At 64.5% G+C, this 16,695-nt stretch carries 20 protein-coding genes; 15 read left to right on the top strand and 5 right to left on the bottom strand.

All coding sequences use genetic code 11. From position 1 onward, the window contains the following. Window positions 1-8: 8 nt before the first annotated feature. The 13 genes from rplF to ASG75_RS06515 all read left to right on the top strand — a co-directional run bounded on the left by rplF (window position 9) and on the right by ASG75_RS06515 (window position 8,744). Window positions 9-536: a 50S ribosomal protein L6 gene (gene rplF / locus ASG75_RS06575; RefSeq protein WP_056386820.1), complete on the top strand. Its 528-nt coding sequence runs from the start codon at window positions 9-11 to the stop codon at window positions 534-536. Between the two features lie 88 nt (window positions 537-624). Then, entirely contained in the window at window positions 625-984 is a 360-nt protein-coding gene (gene rplR / locus ASG75_RS06570) for a 50S ribosomal protein L18 (RefSeq protein ID WP_200935611.1), read from the top strand. Between the two features lie 107 nt (window positions 985-1,091). Then, window positions 1,092-1,601 carry a 30S ribosomal protein S5 gene (rpsE, locus tag ASG75_RS06565; RefSeq protein ID WP_056387080.1) on the top strand — a complete coding sequence of 170 codons (510 nt, stop codon included), beginning with the start codon at window positions 1,092-1,094 and terminating at the stop codon, window positions 1,599-1,601. Continuing rightward, window positions 1,594-1,791, top strand: coding sequence for a 50S ribosomal protein L30 (gene rpmD / locus ASG75_RS06560; protein WP_007513375.1), 198 nt, complete (start codon window positions 1,594-1,596; stop codon window positions 1,789-1,791). The genes rpsE and rpmD overlap by 8 nt, the downstream gene beginning before the upstream one ends. Then, on the top strand, window positions 1,791-2,228 hold the full coding sequence (gene rplO, locus ASG75_RS06555; protein ID WP_200935630.1) for a 50S ribosomal protein L15: 438 nt from the start codon (window positions 1,791-1,793) through the stop codon (window positions 2,226-2,228). Before rpmD ends, rplO begins: the two co-directional genes overlap by 1 nt. A 4-nt stretch (window positions 2,229-2,232) precedes the next feature. Next, window positions 2,233-3,555 (top strand): preprotein translocase subunit SecY, encoded by a 1,323-nt coding sequence (gene secY / locus ASG75_RS06550; protein ID WP_056386817.1) that lies wholly within the window; start codon window positions 2,233-2,235, stop codon window positions 3,553-3,555. A 127-nt stretch (window positions 3,556-3,682) separates the two neighbouring features. After that, the gene (gene rpsM, locus ASG75_RS06545; protein WP_056386816.1) at window positions 3,683-4,039 is read left to right on the top strand and encodes a 30S ribosomal protein S13; all 357 of its coding nucleotides are present in this window, start codon (window positions 3,683-3,685) and stop codon (window positions 4,037-4,039) included. An 84-nt stretch (window positions 4,040-4,123) separates the two neighbouring features. After that, window positions 4,124-4,510 (top strand): 30S ribosomal protein S11, encoded by a 387-nt coding sequence (rpsK, locus tag ASG75_RS06540; protein ID WP_007513384.1) that lies wholly within the window; start codon window positions 4,124-4,126, stop codon window positions 4,508-4,510. A gap of 11 nt (window positions 4,511-4,521) precedes the next feature. Beyond that, window positions 4,522-5,148: a 30S ribosomal protein S4 gene (gene rpsD, locus ASG75_RS06535; protein ID WP_056386814.1), complete on the top strand. Its 627-nt coding sequence runs from the start codon at window positions 4,522-4,524 to the stop codon at window positions 5,146-5,148. 15 nt (window positions 5,149-5,163) lie between these two features. After that, on the top strand, window positions 5,164-6,162 hold the full coding sequence (gene rpoA, locus ASG75_RS06530; RefSeq protein ID WP_056386812.1) for a DNA-directed RNA polymerase subunit alpha: 999 nt from the start codon (window positions 5,164-5,166) through the stop codon (window positions 6,160-6,162). Window positions 6,163-6,275: 113 nt separating this feature from the next. After that, window positions 6,276-6,659 carry a 50S ribosomal protein L17 gene (gene rplQ, locus ASG75_RS06525; protein WP_056386810.1) on the top strand — a complete coding sequence of 128 codons (384 nt, stop codon included), beginning with the start codon at window positions 6,276-6,278 and terminating at the stop codon, window positions 6,657-6,659. Between the two features lie 191 nt (window positions 6,660-6,850). After that, on the top strand, window positions 6,851-7,354 hold the full coding sequence (locus ASG75_RS06520; protein WP_056386808.1) for a disulfide bond formation protein B: 504 nt from the start codon (window positions 6,851-6,853) through the stop codon (window positions 7,352-7,354). Window positions 7,355-7,373: 19 nt separating this feature from the next. Continuing rightward, window positions 7,374-8,744: a 3-deoxy-7-phosphoheptulonate synthase class II gene (locus tag ASG75_RS06515; RefSeq protein ID WP_056386806.1), complete on the top strand. Its 1,371-nt coding sequence runs from the start codon at window positions 7,374-7,376 to the stop codon at window positions 8,742-8,744. 61 nt (window positions 8,745-8,805) lie between these two features. Here ASG75_RS06515 and ASG75_RS06510 read toward each other — a convergent pair whose 3' ends face one another. After that, window positions 8,806-10,413: an amidase gene (locus ASG75_RS06510; protein WP_056386804.1), complete on the bottom strand. Its 1,608-nt coding sequence runs from the start codon at window positions 10,411-10,413 to the stop codon at window positions 8,806-8,808. Between the two features lie 98 nt (window positions 10,414-10,511). On the opposite strand from ASG75_RS06510, the gene ASG75_RS06505 reads away from it, so the two are divergent. Both ASG75_RS06505 and ASG75_RS06500 read left to right on the top strand, forming a co-directional pair. Beyond that, the gene (locus tag ASG75_RS06505; protein ID WP_056386801.1) at window positions 10,512-11,261 is read left to right on the top strand and encodes a c-type cytochrome; all 750 of its coding nucleotides are present in this window, start codon (window positions 10,512-10,514) and stop codon (window positions 11,259-11,261) included. Beyond that, window positions 11,258-12,550: a cytochrome c gene (locus ASG75_RS06500; RefSeq protein ID WP_056386799.1), complete on the top strand. Its 1,293-nt coding sequence runs from the start codon at window positions 11,258-11,260 to the stop codon at window positions 12,548-12,550. The genes ASG75_RS06505 and ASG75_RS06500 overlap by 4 nt, the downstream gene beginning before the upstream one ends. A gap of 54 nt (window positions 12,551-12,604) precedes the next feature. Here ASG75_RS06500 and ASG75_RS06495 read toward each other — a convergent pair whose 3' ends face one another. The 4 genes from ASG75_RS06495 to ASG75_RS06480 form a co-directional block, all read right to left on the bottom strand. Continuing rightward, window positions 12,605-13,864, bottom strand: a complete 1,260-nt coding sequence (locus tag ASG75_RS06495) for an FtsX-like permease family protein (protein ID WP_056386797.1) — start codon at window positions 13,862-13,864, stop codon at window positions 12,605-12,607. A 10-nt stretch (window positions 13,865-13,874) separates the two neighbouring features. Continuing rightward, on the bottom strand, window positions 13,875-15,185 hold the full coding sequence (locus ASG75_RS06490; protein WP_056386795.1) for an ABC transporter permease: 1,311 nt from the start codon (window positions 15,183-15,185) through the stop codon (window positions 13,875-13,877). A 214-nt stretch (window positions 15,186-15,399) separates the two neighbouring features. Then, window positions 15,400-15,909: a mismatch-specific DNA-glycosylase gene (locus tag ASG75_RS06485; protein ID WP_056386792.1), complete on the bottom strand. Its 510-nt coding sequence runs from the start codon at window positions 15,907-15,909 to the stop codon at window positions 15,400-15,402. Beyond that, a complete protein-coding gene (locus tag ASG75_RS06480) occupies window positions 15,893-16,597 on the bottom strand; it encodes an ATP-binding protein (RefSeq protein ID WP_056386790.1) in 705 nt (234 codons plus the stop codon). The genes ASG75_RS06485 and ASG75_RS06480 overlap by 17 nt, the downstream gene beginning before the upstream one ends. Window positions 16,598-16,695: the final 98 nt, after the last annotated feature.

Below are 16,695 nucleotides of genomic sequence, written 5' to 3'. Positions count from 1 at the left end.
GTCTTTCGATGTCACGTGTAGCCAAACAACCAATTTCCCTGCCCAAGGGCGTCGAGATGACCGTCGGTAACGACAGCATTTCGGTGAAAGGCCCGAAGGGCACGCTGTCCGTGCATCACCTGCCGGGCGTCAGCGTCGCCGTGGACAATGGCGTTGCGAACATCAGCCTCGTTGATGGCGCCGACGACAAGTTCGGCGGTACCGCGCGTGCGCTGCTGTCCAACATGGTCACCGGTGTCTCCACCGGCTACGAGCGCAAGCTCGAGCTGGTCGGCGTCGGCTACCGCGTTTCCATGCAGGGCAAGTCGCTGAACCTGAGCCTGGGCTTTTCCCACCCGGTGGTGTTCGAGGCGCCGGAAGGCATCAGCATCGAAACCCCGACGCAGACCGAAGTCCTGATCAAGGGCGCGGACAAGCAGGCGGTGGGTCAGGTGGCGGCCAAGATTCGCGGTTTCCGTCCGCCGGAGCCCTACAAGGGCAAGGGCGTGCGCTATGCCGGTGAGAAGATCACGCTGAAGGAAGCCAAGAAGGCGTAATGCGGGTCCCTCCGCGAAGGTCGGCCGTTCACTGCCGGATACTTCAAAAGAGCCCAACCCCATCCAGCCGATCCGCTTTCGAGGAATTATGACGATGAACAAGAACGAAAACCGCCTGCGCCGCGCCAAGTCCACCCGCTCGCACATCCGCAAGCTGGCCGTGGCCCGCCTGTCGGTGCACCGCACCGGCCAGCACATCTATGCGCAGGTATTCGACGCCTCCGGCAAGAACGTGGTGGCTGCCGCCTCCACCGTGCAGAAGTCGGTCGCCGAGGGCCTCAAGGGCACCAAGAACCTGACCGCCGCTGCTGCGGTGGGCAAGGCAGTCGCCGAGCGCGCGAAGGCTGCAGGCATCGAGTCGGTCGCGTTCGACCGTTCCGGTTTCCGCTACCACGGCCGTATCAAGGCGCTGGCCGATGCGGCACGCGAGGCCGGCTTGAAGTTCTAAGCAGCACCCGGGTCAGGGCACGGCCCTGATTTCCACAGCGACACCTACAACTCCAAGCGGCTCAGCCGCAAGCAAAGTCCCGGTTCGCCGGGCACATGGAAAAGAACATGTCTTCTACCGATCGCGAAAATTCCGACGGCCTGCTGGAAAAGTTGATTGCCGTCAACCGTGTGGCCAAGACCGTCAAGGGTGGCCGCCAGATGAGCTTCACCGCACTGACCGTGGTTGGTGACGGCGAGGGCAAGGTTGGCTTCGGTTATGGCAAGGCGCGTGAAGTGCCGGTCGCCATCTCCAAGGCCATGGAGCGCGCCCGTCGCCAGATGGTGAACATCGAGCTGAACAACGGCACCCTGTGGTACGCCGTGAAGGCGAACCATGGCGCCGCCCGCGTCTATATGCAGCCCGCTTCCGAAGGTACTGGCGTGATCGCCGGTGGCGCCATGCGTGCGGTGCTGGAAGTGGTCGGCGTCAAGAACGTGCTGGCCAAGGCCGTGGGTTCGCGCAATCCGATCAACCTGGTGCGCGCCACCATCAAGGGCCTGCAGGCGGTTGCCTCGCCCAAGAAGATCGCCGCCAAGCGTGGCAAGACCCTGGAAGAGGTGCTGGGCAATGGCTAAGAAGAACGAAACCGCCGCCACCGTGCGCGTGCGCCTGGTCAAGGGCCTGCGCGGCGTGCAGGCTCGCCATCGCCTGAGCGTCAAGGCGCTGGGCTTGGGCAAGATCGATGACGTCCGTGAGTTGAAGGACAGCCCGCAGGTCCGTGGCCTGATCAACACGGTCTACTACCTGGTTCGGGTCGAGGAGTAATCATCATGCGTCTGAATGACATCAAGCCGGCCGCCGGTTCCCACAAGACGCGTCTGCGCGTCGGTCGCGGCATCGGTTCGGGCATGGGCAAGACTGCCGGTCGCGGCCACAAGGGTCAGCATGCCCGTGCGGGCGGCACCCACAAGTACGGTTTCGAAGGCGGCCAGATGCCGCTGAATCGTCGGATGCCGAAGGTCGGTTTCCGCTCGAAGTTGAAGGTCGCGAGCCAGGAAGTGTTCCTGTATCAGCTGGCCAGTCTCAAGGCTGACGTGATCGACGTCGTCGTGCTGCATCAGGCTGGCCTGATCGACAGTCGCGCGAAAAAGGTCAAGGTGGTCCTCAAGGGTGAAATCGGTCGCGCGGTGAAGTTGTCCGGTTTGCTGGCTACCGCCGGCGCCAAGGCAGCCATCGAGGCTGCCGGCGGCAGCGTGGAGTAATCAGGTGGCAGCAGCCAAGGGCAACGCACTCGGCAAGCTCGGCAAACTGACGGAGCTTCGTCAGCGCATCTTCTTCGTGATCGGTGCGCTGGTGGTGTTCCGGCTCGGTTCGTTCATCCCGGTCCCGGGCGTCAATCCGGAGGCGATGACCAATCTGGTCAACGGCAATGGCCTGATGGACATGTTCAACATGTTCTCGGGTGGTGCGCTGGAACGCTTCTCGGTATTCGCGCTCGGCGTGATTCCGTACATTTCGGCGTCGATCGTGTTCCAGATGATGGGCGCGGTAGTACCGAGCCTGCAGAGCCTGCGCAAGGAAGGCGAGGCCGGCAAGCGCAAGATGACGATGTATACGCGCTATGCCACAGTGGCCCTGGCGGCGTTCCAGTCGTTCGGCATTGCGGTGGCGTTGCAGGGGCAGGTCGCGGCAGGTGGCGCACCGGTGGTTTATACACCGGGTTTCGGCTTCGTCTTTTCGTCCGTGGTCGGGCTTACTGCCGGCACCATGTTCCTGATGTGGCTGGGCGAGCAGATGACCGAGCGCGGTGTCGGCAACGGCATTTCGCTGCTGATCTTCGCCGGTATCGTCGCCGGTCTGCCAGGGGCGGTGGTGCATACCCTGGGCATGGCCAGCAACGGTGAATTGTCGCTGATCAAGTTGTTGATGGTGTTTGGCCTGGCGCTGGCGGTGACGGCGTTCGTGGTGTTCATGGAGCGCGCCCAGCGGCGCATCACGGTGAACTACGCACGGCGTTCCGGCGGGCAGAAGGCCTATCAGAACCAGAGTTCGAACCTGCCGTTGAAGATCAACATGTCGGGTGTGATTCCGCCGATCTTCGCGTCCAGCCTGTTGATGTTCCCGGCCACGGCGATCAGCTGGTTCAGCACCGGGCAGCAGTCGCGCTGGCTGCAGGATCTGACCCAGGCGCTGAGCCCGGGCAACCCGCTGTACGAGACGGTGTCTTCGATATTGGTGATGGGTTTTGCGTTCTTCTACACGGCGATCGTGTTCAACGCCGATGAGACGGCCGACAACCTCAAGCGGTCGGGCGCGCTGATTCCGGGCATCCGCCCGGGCAAGGCCACGGCCAGCTACATCGATGCGGTGATGACGCGTCTGACCGGTGTCGGTGCGTTGTATCTGGTGGCGGTGTGTCTGGTGCCGTCGTTCATGCAGAACGCCTGGCATGTACCGTTTTACTTCGGTGGCACGTCGCTGCTGATCGTGGTGGTTGTGGTGATGGATTTCACGTCTCAGGTGCAGGCGCACCTGGTCAGTCACCAGTACGAAAGTCTGCTCAAGAAGGCCAACCTCCGCCGCAGCTGAGGCTGCGGTTTGGTTGGTCAAAGTCGGGGAGTGGCGACACCGCGGTGTCGCAGGGCTTTCCAGTTAGGGTAATTCAGGTTAAAATTGCGCGTTTACCGCGCACGAAACGCATCGGAGAAAGTACATCATGGCGCGCATCGCGGGTGTCAATTTGCCGGTCCAGAAGCATGTCTGGGTTGGTCTGCAGAGCATTTACGGTATCGGCCGCAGCCGGGCCAAGAAGGTCTGCGTGGATGCTGGCGTGGTTCCGACCACCCAGATCAAGTCCCTCAGTGAAGGCGAGGTGGAGAAGATCCGCCACGAGATCGCCAAGTACACCGTCGAAGGCGATTTGCGCCGTGAGGTGGGCATGGCCATCAAGCGTCTGATGGACCTGGGTTGCTACCGTGGCCTGCGCCATCGTCGCGGCCTGCCGGTGCGCGGTCAGCGCACACGTACCAACGCACGTACCCGCAAGGGCCCCCGTCGCGCGATCAAGAAGTGATTGCACCAGTGCGATCTTCCCTGATCGCGAAGATCAAAAAGCGGCCGTTCGTGGCCGCACTGATTAACAAAGAGCCTCTAAACCATGGCTAAGCCGGTCAAGACCAAGAAGAAGATCAAGCGCGTTGTCACGGATGCCGTGGCCCACGTGCAGGCCTCCTTCAACAACACCATCGTCACCATCACCGATCGTCAGGGCAATGCCTTGTCGTGGGCTACTGCCGGCGGCGCCGGTTTCCGTGGCTCGCGCAAGTCGACCCCGTTCGCTGCCCAGGTGGCCGCCGAAAAGGCCGGCCGCGCGGCAGGCGACTACGGCGTGAAGACGGTGGAAGTACGCATCAAGGGCCCCGGCCCGGGCCGCGAGTCGGCGGTGCGTTCGCTGAATGCGTTGGGCTACAAGGTGCTCAACATCATCGACGTCACGCCGATTCCGCATAACGGCTGCCGTCCCCCCAAGAAGCGTCGAGTCTAAGGAGCATACCCATGGCCCGTTATCGTGGAGCTACCTGCAAACTCGCCCGTCGTGAGGGTGCAGATCTCAGCCTGAAGAGCCCGGCGCGCGCGCTGGATTCCAAGTGCAAGCTGGAAAACAAGCCCGGCCAGCATGGCGCGAACAAGCGCATGCGCATGTCCGACTATGCCGTGCAGCTGCGTGAAAAGCAGAAGGTCAAGCGCATCTACGGTGTGCTCGAGCGCCAGTTCAGCAACTACTACACCAAGGCGTCGACGTCCAAGGGCAACACCGGTGAAAACCTGTTGCGCCTGCTCGAAAGCCGTCTGGACAACGTCGTCTATCGCATGGGTTTCGCGGTCACCCGCGCCCAGGCTCGTCAGCTGGTTGCCCACAAGGCGATCCTGGTGAACGGCAAGAAGGTGAACATTCCTTCGTACCAGGTTCGTCCGGGCGACGCGATTGCGTTGACCGAGCGCGCCCGCAGCCAGCTGCGCGTGCAGGAAGCGGCGACCGTGTTCGACACCATGGACCTGCGTCCGGTCTGGGTCGAGGTCGACGCCAAGAAATTCGAAGGTACGTTCAAGTCGGTGCCGGATCGCGGTGATCTGCCGTCCGACATCAATGAAGCACTGATCGTCGAGCTTTACTCGAAGTAATTACCGGAGCTCTGCATGGCAGTTTCGTCAACTAGTGTGCTGCGGCCTCGGGGCCTCAGCGTCGAACAGCTCGGAGCCAACCGCGCCAAGGTGGTAGTCGAGCCGCTCGAGCGTGGCTTCGGCCATACCCTGGGCAACGCGCTGCGCCGCGTGCTGCTCTCCTCGATTCCTGGCAGTGCCATCGTCGAGGTGGAAATCGATGGCGTGCTGCACGAATACACCACCCTGGAAGGCCTGCAGGAGGACGTCATTGAAGTCCTGCTCAACCTCAAGGACGTGGCGATTCGTCAGCATACGGGCGATGAAGTCACCCTGACCCTGTCCAAGAAAGGCAAGGGCGTGGTCACGGCTGGCGACATCGTCGTCGACCACTCGGTGGAAATCATCAACCCCGAGCACGTGATCTGCCACCTGACCAAGGACATCGCGCTCAACATGCGCCTGAAGGTGCGTCGCGGCGTCGGCTACCAGCCGGCCAGCGCGCGCCAGCATCCGGATGACGAGGCGCGCCCGATCGGTCGCCTGCAGCTGGATGCGTCGTTCGCGCCGGTGCTGCGCGTGGCCTACGAGGTGGACGCCGCTCGTGTCGAGCAGCGCACCAACCTCGACAAGCTGGTGCTGGACATCGAGACCAACGGCACGATCGGTGCTGAAGACGCGGTCCGCAAGGCCGCCGAGATCATCAACGACCAGCTGTCGGTGTTCGGCGACTTCTCGCGTCGCGAGAGCGCCACCGACAAGGCGGAGAAGAGCGGTTTCGATCCGTTGCTGCTGCGTCCGATCGACGATCTGGAGCTCACCGTGCGTTCGGCGAACTGCCTGAAGGCCGAGAGCATCTACTACATCGGCGACCTGGTGCAAAAGACCGAGGTCGAGCTGCTGAAGACGCCGAACCTGGGCAAGAAGTCGCTGACCGAAATCAAGGACGTGCTGGGCGGGCGTGGTCTCGCACTTGGCATGAAGCTTGAGAACTGGCCGCCGCCGGGCCTTTCGCACGGTATGCAGCTTGGCTGATTTCGGGTTTCAATACTGAGCCTCGGATTCAACGAGGCCATAAAAGCGGGTAACCGCGGGAAGCCGGACACAAGTGCCGGCTTTTCATAACAACAGACATAGAGACTTTTGCCATGCGCCACCAAAAATCCGGACGCAAACTCAACCGCACCAGCTCGCACCGCGAAGCCATGTTCAAGAACATGGCGTCGTCGCTGATCAAGCACGAGCTGATCCGCACCACCCTGCCCAAGGCGAAGGAACTTCGCCGCGTGGCCGAGCCGCTGATCACGCTGGCCAAGGCCGACGGCGTGGCCAATCGCCGCCTCGCCTTCTCGCGCCTGCGCGACAAGGAAGCGGTCGGCAAGCTGTTCGTCGAGCTGGGCCCGCGCTACAAGGAGCGTCCCGGCGGCTACCTGCGCATCCTCAAGTGCGGCTTCCGCCCGGGCGACAATGCGCCGATGGCGTATGTCGAGCTGGTCGGTCGCCCGCAGGTCGAAGCTGTCGACGCCGAGTAAGCCGGTCGGCCGCCCATCAGGCAGGCTTGGCGTTCAGACGTCCAAACACGAAAACCCGGCCGGGCGACCTGCCGGGTTTTCGTGCATGTGGGCATCAACGAACCGGATATTTTTCCCGGGATGCCGCAAGCGCTGCTGACAGCGCCCCGGCGAACAGGTAAGGTCATTGTTCCGCAACGCAACAATCCGCCATGAATCCATTCCGCTGGTCGTACCGTGTCAGTTTTCTCGTCGGTTTCCTGCTCTGCGCAGGCCTGCTTGGTTTTGCGCTGTATGCCGAGTACGGGCTGGGCATGACGCCGTGCCCGTTGTGCGTCTTCCAGCGCGTCGCCTTCCTGTTCATGGCGTTGTTTTTCCTGCTGGGCGGGCTGCATGCGCCACGCGGCAACGGTCGCTGGGCCTATGCGGGGCTGGTGCTGGCGGGTGCCGTGGGCGGCATCGTTACCGCCGGCCGCCATCTGTGGCTGCAGAGTCTGCCGGCCGATCAGGTGCCTTCCTGCGGTCCCGGGCTGGGTTACATGCTGGATGCGTTCCCGTTGTCGAAGCTGTTGAAGCTGGTGTTCACCGGCTCCGGCGAGTGCGCCAAGGTCGAACCGATCCTCGGCCTGCCGATGCCGGCCTGGAGCTTGCTGTGGTTCGTCGCGCTGGGCGTGCTGGTGGTCGTGGCGGCGCGGCGCCGGGTCGCATCGAAGTGAGTATTGCCAAGGCTGTGCGATGAATCCTGCTTCGCCGAACGTGTTCACGCCCAGCGACTGGACCCCCGGTTCCTGGCAGCAGCGCGTGGCGCTGCAGCAGCCGCATTACGACGATGCGGCCGAACTGGCCCGGGCCGGCGTGCATCTTGCGCAGTTGCCGCCGCTGGTGACCTCGTGGGAAGTGCTGGCGCTGAAGCAAGCCTTGGCCGAGGCGCAGGAAGGCGGGCGCTTCCTGCTGCAGGGCGGCGATTGCGCGGAAACCTTCGCCGACTGCACCAGCCCGGTGATCTCCAACCGGCTGAAGGTACTGCTGCAGATGAGCCTGGTGCTGGTGCACGGGCTGAAGAAGCCGGTGCTGCGGGTGGGCCGTTTTGCCGGGCAGTACGCGAAGCCGCGCTCGACCGACACTGAGACGCGCGACGGCGTGACCTTGCCGAGCTTTCGTGGCGACGTGGTCAACAGCCCGGCGTTCACCGCCGAGGCGCGTCGCCCCGATCCGCAGCGGCTGATCCGGGCGCATGCGCATTCCGCGCTGACGATGAACTTCGTGCGCGCGCTGATCGACGGCGGCTTCGCCGATCTGCACCATCCGGAGTACTGGGATCTGGCCTGGGTCGAGCATTCGCCGCTGGCCGCCGAGTACCGGCAGATGGTCGCCGCCATCGGCGATTCGCTGCGCTTCATGGAGACCCTGGCCGGTCCGATCGCCGGGTTCTCCAAGGTGGATTTCTTTACCTCGCACGAAGCGCTGCTGCTGCATTACGAGCAGGCGCTGACCCGCCAGGTGCCGCGCCATCCCGGCTGGTTCAACCTGTCTACCCACTTCCCGTGGATCGGCATGCGCACGGCGGCGCTGGACGGCGCCCACGTGGAGTATTTCCGCGGCATTCGCAATCCGGTCGCGGTGAAGGTGGGTCCCTCGGTGACGCCCGGGCAACTGCTGCCGCTGATCGATGCGCTGAACCCTGATGACGAACCGGGTCGGCTGACCCTGATCCATCGCATGGGCAATGCGAAGATCGCCGCCGCGTTGCCGCCGCTGCTGGAAGCGGTGAAGCGCGAAGGCCGGCGCGTGCTGTGGGTGGCCGATCCGATGCACGGCAATACCGAGAACACCTCGAACGGACACAAGACCCGCCGCTTCGACAACATCCGTGGCGAGCTGGAACAGGCGTTCGACCTCCACGCGGCGGCCGGTACCCGGCTCGGCGGCGTGCACTTGGAGTTGACCGGCGAGGATGTCACCGAATGCATGGGCGGTGCTCGCGATCTGTCCGAGAGCGACCTCGACCGCGCCTATAAGTCGATGGTCGATCCGCGTCTGAACTACGAGCAGTCGCTGGAACTGGCGATGTTGATCGTGCGCAAGTCGGTGGGCGGACAGGGCTGACGCGCCAGATCGGGACGTCCGATGAAAAGGCGGCCATCGGCCGCCTTTTCTCGTTGCAGGCTCAATGAATGGTTGTCACCGGCTTGCCGCCGACCGTATCCAGGAACTGCGGCGGCTGCCATGCCTTGGCGTGTTGCTCGAAGCCGTAGGCGATCGAGATCAGCGTCGGCTCGCTCCACTTCGCACCGAACAGCACGATGCCGACCGGCAGGCCGTAGGCGAAGCCGGCCGGCACGGTGATCGAGGGATAGCCGGCCACGGCCGCCGGCTGCGAGGCGCCGCCCACGGTGGGGTCGCCGCTGACGATGTGGTCGCCGAGCACCGGATCGGTCATGAAGGCCGGGCCCCACGACGGCGCCAGCAAGGCGTCCAGGTGCTGCGCCTTCAAGGCCGCGTCGATGCCCTGCGGACCGGACAGCCGCTTCGCCTGCGCCAGCGCATTCGTGTACGCCTTGTCGCTGAGCGGCCCCTTCTTCTCGGCTTGCTCGAACAGCTCCTGGCCGAACCAGGGCATCTCTTCGCCGGCATGCGCCTGGTTGAACGCGATCAGGTCGGCCAGCGTCTTTACCTTGAGGCCCGTGCGACTGGCCAGGTAGGCGTTGATGTCGTGCTTGAAGTCGTACAGCAGCACGGTGATCTCCGGCTTGCCGAGCTCGGCCAGGTGCGGCAGCACGACCGGGTCGACGATGATCGCGCCTTGCGCCTTCATCAGCGCGATCGACTGTTCGAGCACGCGGTCGGCGTTCGGTTCGGCGCCGGCGAGCTGGCGTACCACGCCGATGCGTTTGCCCTTCAGTCCGTTCGGGTCGAGGAACTTCGTGTAATCGGTGGCGTGCCTGTCCGCTTCGGCGGTGGCCGGATCGCGCGGGTCGCTGCCGGCGATCACGCTGAGCAGGGCGGCGGCATCGGCCACGTTGCGCGCCATCGGGCCGGCGGTGTCCTGGCTGTGGCTGATCGGCACGATGCCGGCGCGGCTGACCAGGCCCAGGGTGGGCTTGATGCCGACGATGCCGTTCATCGCGGCGGGGCAGATGATCGAGCCGTCGGTCTCGCTGCCGATCGCCACCGTGGTCAGGCCGGCTGCCACCGCAGCGCCGGAGCCGGCGCTGGAGCCGCACGGGTTGCGGTCGAGCACGTAGGGGTTCTTCGTTTGCCCGCCGCGCCCGCTCCAGCCGCTGCTGGCGTGGTTGGAGCGGAAGTTGGCCCATTCGCTGAGGTTGGTCTTGCCCAGGATCAGCGCGCCGGCCTTGCGCAGCCGTTCGACCAGGCCGGCGTCGCGCGGCGCCGGCGCATCGGCCAGCGCCAGCGAGCCGGCGGTGGTGAGCATGCGGTCGCCGGTGTCGATGTTGTCCTTCAGCAGTACCGGGATGCCGTACAGCGGGCCGCGGGTCTTCGTGCGTTTCGCGTCGAGCGCGCCGGCCAGCGCCAGCGCGTCGGGATTCGTCTCGATCACCGCGCGCAAGGTCGGGCCGGAACGGTCGACCTGCTGGATGCGCTCGAGCAACTGCCGCGTCAGCTGGCGGCTGTCCAGCGTGCCGGCATCCATGCGCTGCTGCAGCTGGTCGATCGACGCGTAGGCGACGCTTGGCGGCGCGGCCTCGGCGGCCAGCGCGGGGCCGGCAAGCAAGGCAGTGACGAGTGCGGCGAGATGGACGGCTGAACGGTTCACGGTAACCCCCGGTTTCGACGATGCGACATGTTGTCGCGTGGCCCCAGCTTAGCGCCGGCCCGGAATGGGCGCTGCGGTCGCGAGCGTACAATTGCCGGATGAATACGAACGCCAGCCTGCGTCATGCCAAGCCGTTCGGTGTCGCCATCCTGTTCGCGGTCGCCCTGTTGTGCGGCACCGCCAGCCACGCCGCCGATACTTCCGCGATCCCCGACACCTTGCAGCAGCGCATCGCCGCCTGCACCACCTGCCATGGCGTGCATGGCGAAGGCACGCCCGGCAGCGGTTATTTCCCGCGCCTTGCCGGCAAGCCGGCGGCCTACCTGGCGCGCCAGATGCAGGATTTCCAGAACGGCCTGCGCAAGTACGCGCCGATGGAATACACCGTGCGCCAACTGCCGCCCGCGTACATGCGTGAGATCGCCGAATACTTCGCGGCGCAGCAGGTACCGTATAGCCGCTCGCCACTGCCGCCGGTGTCCGCCGCGACGCTGCAGCGTGGCGAGCAGCTGGTCGACAAGGGCGACCCGGCGCGCAAGATTCCGGCCTGCAGCAGTTGCCACGGCAGCCAGTTGACCGGGGTGGAACCGTCCACGCCGGGCCTGGTCGGCTTGCCGTACGATTACATCAGCGCGCAACTGGGCTCCTGGCGCACGCATACCCGCGCCACGGTGGCGCCCGACTGCATGGCGACGGTGGCGAACCGACTGAGCGAGTCGGACATCACTGCGGTGGCGGCGGCACTGGCCAGTCGCGAGTTGCCGACCGACACGCATGCGCAAGCGGCCGGCTCGGTAACGCCGCCGCTGGCCTGTGGCGTGCTGGGCGCGACGGGAGACCCGTCATGAAATGGCTGCGTTGGCTGTTGCTGCTGATCGCGTTGCTGGTGGTGCTGGCGCTGGGCTGGGTGTTGTTCGGCGGCAGTGGCAGCCGGCCGACCCCGCCGGCCGCGAGCAAGGTCGCGGCGACCACTTTGCGCGATCCGGCGCTGATCGCCAAGGGCGAATACCTGGCCACGGTCGGCGACTGCGCCGGCTGCCATACCGCGCAAGGCGGTGCGCGCTACGCCGGTGGGCGTGCGCTGGCCACGCCGTTCGGCGATATCCCGGTGCCCAACATCACGCCCGATCGCGAGACCGGCCTGGGCGACTGGAGCTTCGAGGATTTCTGGCAGGCGTTGCACAGCGGCAAGGGCCGCCATGGCGAACTGCTGTACCCGGCGTTCTCGTACACCTCGTATACCAAGGTGAACCACGACGATGCACTGGCGATCTTCGCCTACCTGCAGTCGCTGGCGCCGGTGCACCAGCCGGTCGTCGCGCCGGCGCTGGCGTTCCCGTACAGCGTGCGCAAGAGCCTGGCGGCGTGGCGCACGCTGTACTTCCGCGAAGGCGAGTTCAAGCTCGATCCGGCGCAGTCGGCCGAGTGGAACCGCGGCGCCTATCTGGTGCAGGGCCTGGGCCACTGCAACGAATGCCATGCGGCGCGCGACTCGCTCGGCGGCACGCCGCAGGACGTGCACCTCACCGGCGGCCAGATCCCGATGCAGAACTGGTACGCGCCCGACCTGAGCACCCGCAAGAACGGCGGCCTGGAAGGCTGGGGCGCGCAGGACATCGTCGACCTGCTGAAGACCGGTCAGTCCGCCAGGGGCGCGGCGTTCGGCCCGATGGCCGCGGTGGTGTCGGACAGCACCCAGCACATGAGCGACGCCGACCTGCGCGCGATCGCCACCTATCTGCAGTCGCTGCCGCCGCGCGGGCAGCCGGCGCCGCCGACCACGCCATTCGACGCCAGGACGCTGGCCGAGCAGGGCGGGAAGGTCTACGCGAAACACTGCGCCGAGTGCCACGGCAAGCGCGGCGAGGGCGTGGCCGAGGTCTATCCGCCGCTGGACGGCAACTCCTCGGTGACCGAACCGACCGGCATCAACGCGACCCGGATGGTCCTGCTCGGCGGCTTCGCCCCGGTCACCGCGGCCAACCAGCGACCGTACTCGATGCCGCCGTTCGCGCAGCAGCTGAGCGACGGCGAAGTGGCGGCGGTGGTCACCTACATCCGCCGCACGTGGTCGAACCAGGCCTCGATCGTGCGCGCTGAGGGTGTCAGCACGTACCGGCACACGCCGATCGAGTGAGGCCTTGCCCGATGTGACGTGCTGCACTCTTCATAGATCACTCGCCGAGGCGGGTCACGATGAGCGCATAGCCTCCACCGGTGCAATCCGCGCAGCGCGCAGTGCGGGGGCGAGGGCGGCTCCCTGGCTTAGCAGTACAAGCGTCACCGCGCCGATCAGGACATAGACCGGCGAAAGCCGTGCCAGCTCGAACTGCCCCATCAACCATCCGCTGAACCCGAAGGCCAGCAGTACCCCGACGATGACCCCGGTAGCGCTGATAAGCGCGTTTTCGACAAGAAAGTAACGAATGATGTCGCGCCGGGTTGCGCCGAGCGCACGGCGCACACCTATTTGTCGCCGGCGCTGGCCAACCCAGAAGCTGGAAAGTCCCGCGATGCCGCAACCGGTTACCGCCAGCAGGATGCTGCTGATCACACCCATCAGTATCGCCAATGTGCGATCGCCTTGGTAAGCCTCGGCACGAATCTGCGCGAAGCTGCGCACACCGACTTCGTCGCCCTCTGATCCGTCAGGAATCACACGCTGCGGATCCTGGGCATACAGGGCTGCCGGTACGCTCTGCATGGCAGCGGCCAGCCGACCTGGTTTAGTGCGCACCACGTAGTAGCGGGAGGGGGTTACCAAGCGCATGGGCACCAAGGTGGAGTCCCATGTCCTGTTATCGGTCGAGCTACGAACCGAGCTAGTTTGCATACGTTCGACGATGCCGACGATGGTGCTCGGTTTGGTGGCGCTGGTGAAATAGATCTGCTTGCCCAGAGCGTCACCGTGAGGAAACAGATTGTCAGCCAGGTGCATGGAAACGATGATGACCGCTGGCTGCAGAACACCAAAATTATCATCCTCGCCAATCTCGTCGCTGCGAAAATTACGCCCCGCCACTAATCGCAGGCCCAGCGTTGTGAGGGTATGCTCATCGGCATGGAAATAGGTGGTATGAGAGCCGTAAGAACCGCTAGGCACCATCCTTATTCCAAGCCCCCAAGGGCTACCACTCAATGGCAGCGAATGGGTTTCGTAGGCATCGACCACATCTGGCAACTGCCGCAGGGCGGTCAGGTCAGCCTTGATCGATGCGTCGAGTGTTGCCTTGCCGGCGTCCGTGCTGCTGTTGATACCGGATTGTGTCGTTGCAACCATGAGCAGATGGTGCTCGTCGAGTCCCGTAGGGCGGCCCATCTGCTCGAACTGCGTCCTGATGATGAACAAGGCATTGCAGACAATCGCCAGGGTCAGCGCGATCTGCAGGGCAATAAGGGTTGTGCCCGTCTTGTGCCGGCGCAACGCGGAAAGTATGGGGTGTATGGACATGCGTGGCTGCTCAATCTTCCTTGAGCTGCAACGATGGGCGCACGTACATGGCGCGCCAGATCGGATACAGACCCGCCAGCACGGTGGCGACAACGGCGAGTAGCAGGGTCTGCCACAGCAGCAACGGATCGATGTGAGCCAGGGCGGCGATCTGCCTCGGTAGCAAACCGTGCATCGCCTGTATGCCTGCCCAAGTCAACATCAATCCAAACAGTCCTCCCGCCGCGCCGATCGTGCCGGCTTCCACGCCGAACTGAGCAGCAATGGCGAGGCGACTGGCGCCCAGTGCGCGGCGCACCCCGATTTCGCCCGATCGCCGCAGAAATTTTGCCAGCAGCAAACCCACCGTGTTGACCATGCAAACCAGCAAAAGGCAAAGCGCGACCACAAAGGAAATCTTGGTCTGCGATGGAACAACCTGCCAGAAATCCAGCCAGGCAGGCAAATCGCTCAGGCGATTGTTGGGCGCCCAGCCGAAACGGCCCGAGGCCTGCTGATCATGTGCATATCCGTCCAGATAGGCGCGATAAGCACTGACCTCAGATGGTGAGCCCAGTTCGACCATATAGCCGATCCAGACACAACTTGAGCTCAGCATGGCGGCGTAGCCGGGATCGGGAAGTTGGACACACATGAAACCGCTTTTGGTGGCGAGTTGAGCGTCGGTCGCCGTCGTAAATGGGAGGAACACTTGATCAGCTGGGCCAAACGCATCGGTTGTGGCCAAGTCATAAAACTTTGGCTGTGGATGCCAGTCGTCCAGCACACCGCTCACCCGATAGCTATGGCTATCCAGCTGAATACTTCGCCCCACACTGTTCTCACCCTTGAATAGTCTTTGATTCAGGCTCTTGGTGATAACTGCCACCTTTGCGTGCTGTTCGTCATCTGCGGCAGTCCAGCCACCGCCATACAGAAATGGCACATCGAGCATGGGAAAGAACTCGCTGTATACCGCTTGCCCAGGTGCAGTTCGCGACTTTTGCGTCGCATCGTCAGAATGGACAGTTGGAGCAATCGGATAGAGCGCGGTCTGGAGATGCGCACGATGATCGCGCATCATCGAAACGGCATCGACATACGTCATGGCGGCGCGAGGTTCAGTGCCGTTCCGCCGCGAATCGGGTCCCCATGCGTCGATCTGGGGAAAGAACAATTTATCCGACTTCCACGGGATCGGATCGCCCGACATGGCGCGTAGTACCGTATACGTCGTCATCGATGACGCTACGCCAAAGCCTATTGCCATCACCATCAGCGCTGTAAGCACCGGGTTGCGGCGCAGCCTGCGCAGGCCCAACTGCAGGTAGTACTTGAGCATGTGGTCCCCTGTTGTTCACACATCCCATGCCGTGGCAGAGGAGAAATTAACTCTACTCGCCAGACGACATGAATGAGGGTGCAGAAACGTGGCTTTCTGGTCAGACCGACTATCTGGTTGTTGGTGACGCTTGCATTGGATTGTGTAGGGTGAGCAGGACAGCAACAAGCGACTTGCCGAGATCATCTTGCGACAAACTAGTCGCACTCAACGATCAAAGCTTGCTGACACGTTCTGACAACATCAGCCATGGCGCAAGAGTCCAATGGCCACGTGCCTGTCCCGAGGGTGACGGCAACACGAACAATTGGGTGCTGCCGATGACCTCAGTCTGCAAGCCGTAGTGGACAGTACGCCCCAGTACCGCACGTGCCGCATTTTTGCTGGTGAACGCGAGCAGACGCGGGGCGTGGCGTTCAATCTTGGCGAGCAGCGCGGGCGCGTCGAAGGCGTCGCGCGGCAGTTCGTCGTCGTTGCCCGAGTGGCGCTTGGCCAGATCGGTGAGGCCGATGCCGTAGCGGGGCAGCAGCGGGAATTCCGCCGGCAGCAGCAGGCGCGGGGTCAGCCCGGCCTCGAACAGGGCGCGCCAGAACAGGTTGCCGGGGTGGGCGTAGTACGCCTGCTCGGCGGCCGAGCGCTTGCCGGCGGCAGTGCCGCAGAACACCAGTGCGAGCCCGGGTTGCAGCACGTCGGGCAGAATGTGCGCCTCAGTGCGTCGCGGCATGCGCGTCCAGCAGGAAATCGGTGAACTGGAAACGCCCGTCGCGCAGCACCGATTCGCCGCGGCGCAGCTTGAGCGGCCGGCGAAACAGCGGTCCGGCGTAGCTCAGCGTGTGGAATTCGCCGCGCTCGCCGCAGGGGTCGACGCCGGCCGGTAGCGCGTCGAGCAGGGCGGCGTCGTAGTCGCGGCCGCAAAAGTCCGCGGCGAGCTGCTGGGTATCCACGCAGCACAGCACCGCGCGGTGGCCCTCGCCGACGAAGCGGCGCGCCAGCGCGGCGGTGTCCTCGCCCCACAGCGGGAACACCGCGCGCCAGTTTTCGCGGCCGAGCTGGCGCACGCGGTAGTCGCGCACGTCCTCCAGGAACAGGTCGCCGAACGCACAGTGGCGGATCCCCGGCCAGCGCATGCGTGCCTCGACCAGCGCCTGCGCGTGGGCCGCCTCGTAGGCCTCGTTGCTGCCGGGCCAGTCCAGCATCACCTCCAGCAGCGGCAGGCCCAGCGCGGCGGCCTGTGCCTGTAGCACCTCGCGCGGCGTGCCGTGCATGGCCACGCGCTGGTAGTTGCGGTTGACCGTGGTGAGCAGGCCGACCACCTGCCATTGCGGGTCGGCCAGCAGCCGCTGCAAGGCCAGCAGGCAGTCCTTGCCGCCGCTCCAGGCCAGCAGGGTCGGCGTCGGCGTGGGCGTCGTCATGCGTTCAGCTCCAGGGTGATTGGTCGGGCGGCGGCACTCCGCGCGTCAGTGTCTATTTTGCGTTATCCAGCCCGGCCATGCGGATTCCATGCCGTGGT

It is taken from the genome of Rhodanobacter sp. Soil772, from assembly GCF_001428385.1.
Lineage (GTDB): Bacteria > Pseudomonadota > Gammaproteobacteria > Xanthomonadales > Rhodanobacteraceae > Rhodanobacter.
This window is presented reverse-complemented; position numbering and strand designations above follow the sequence as displayed.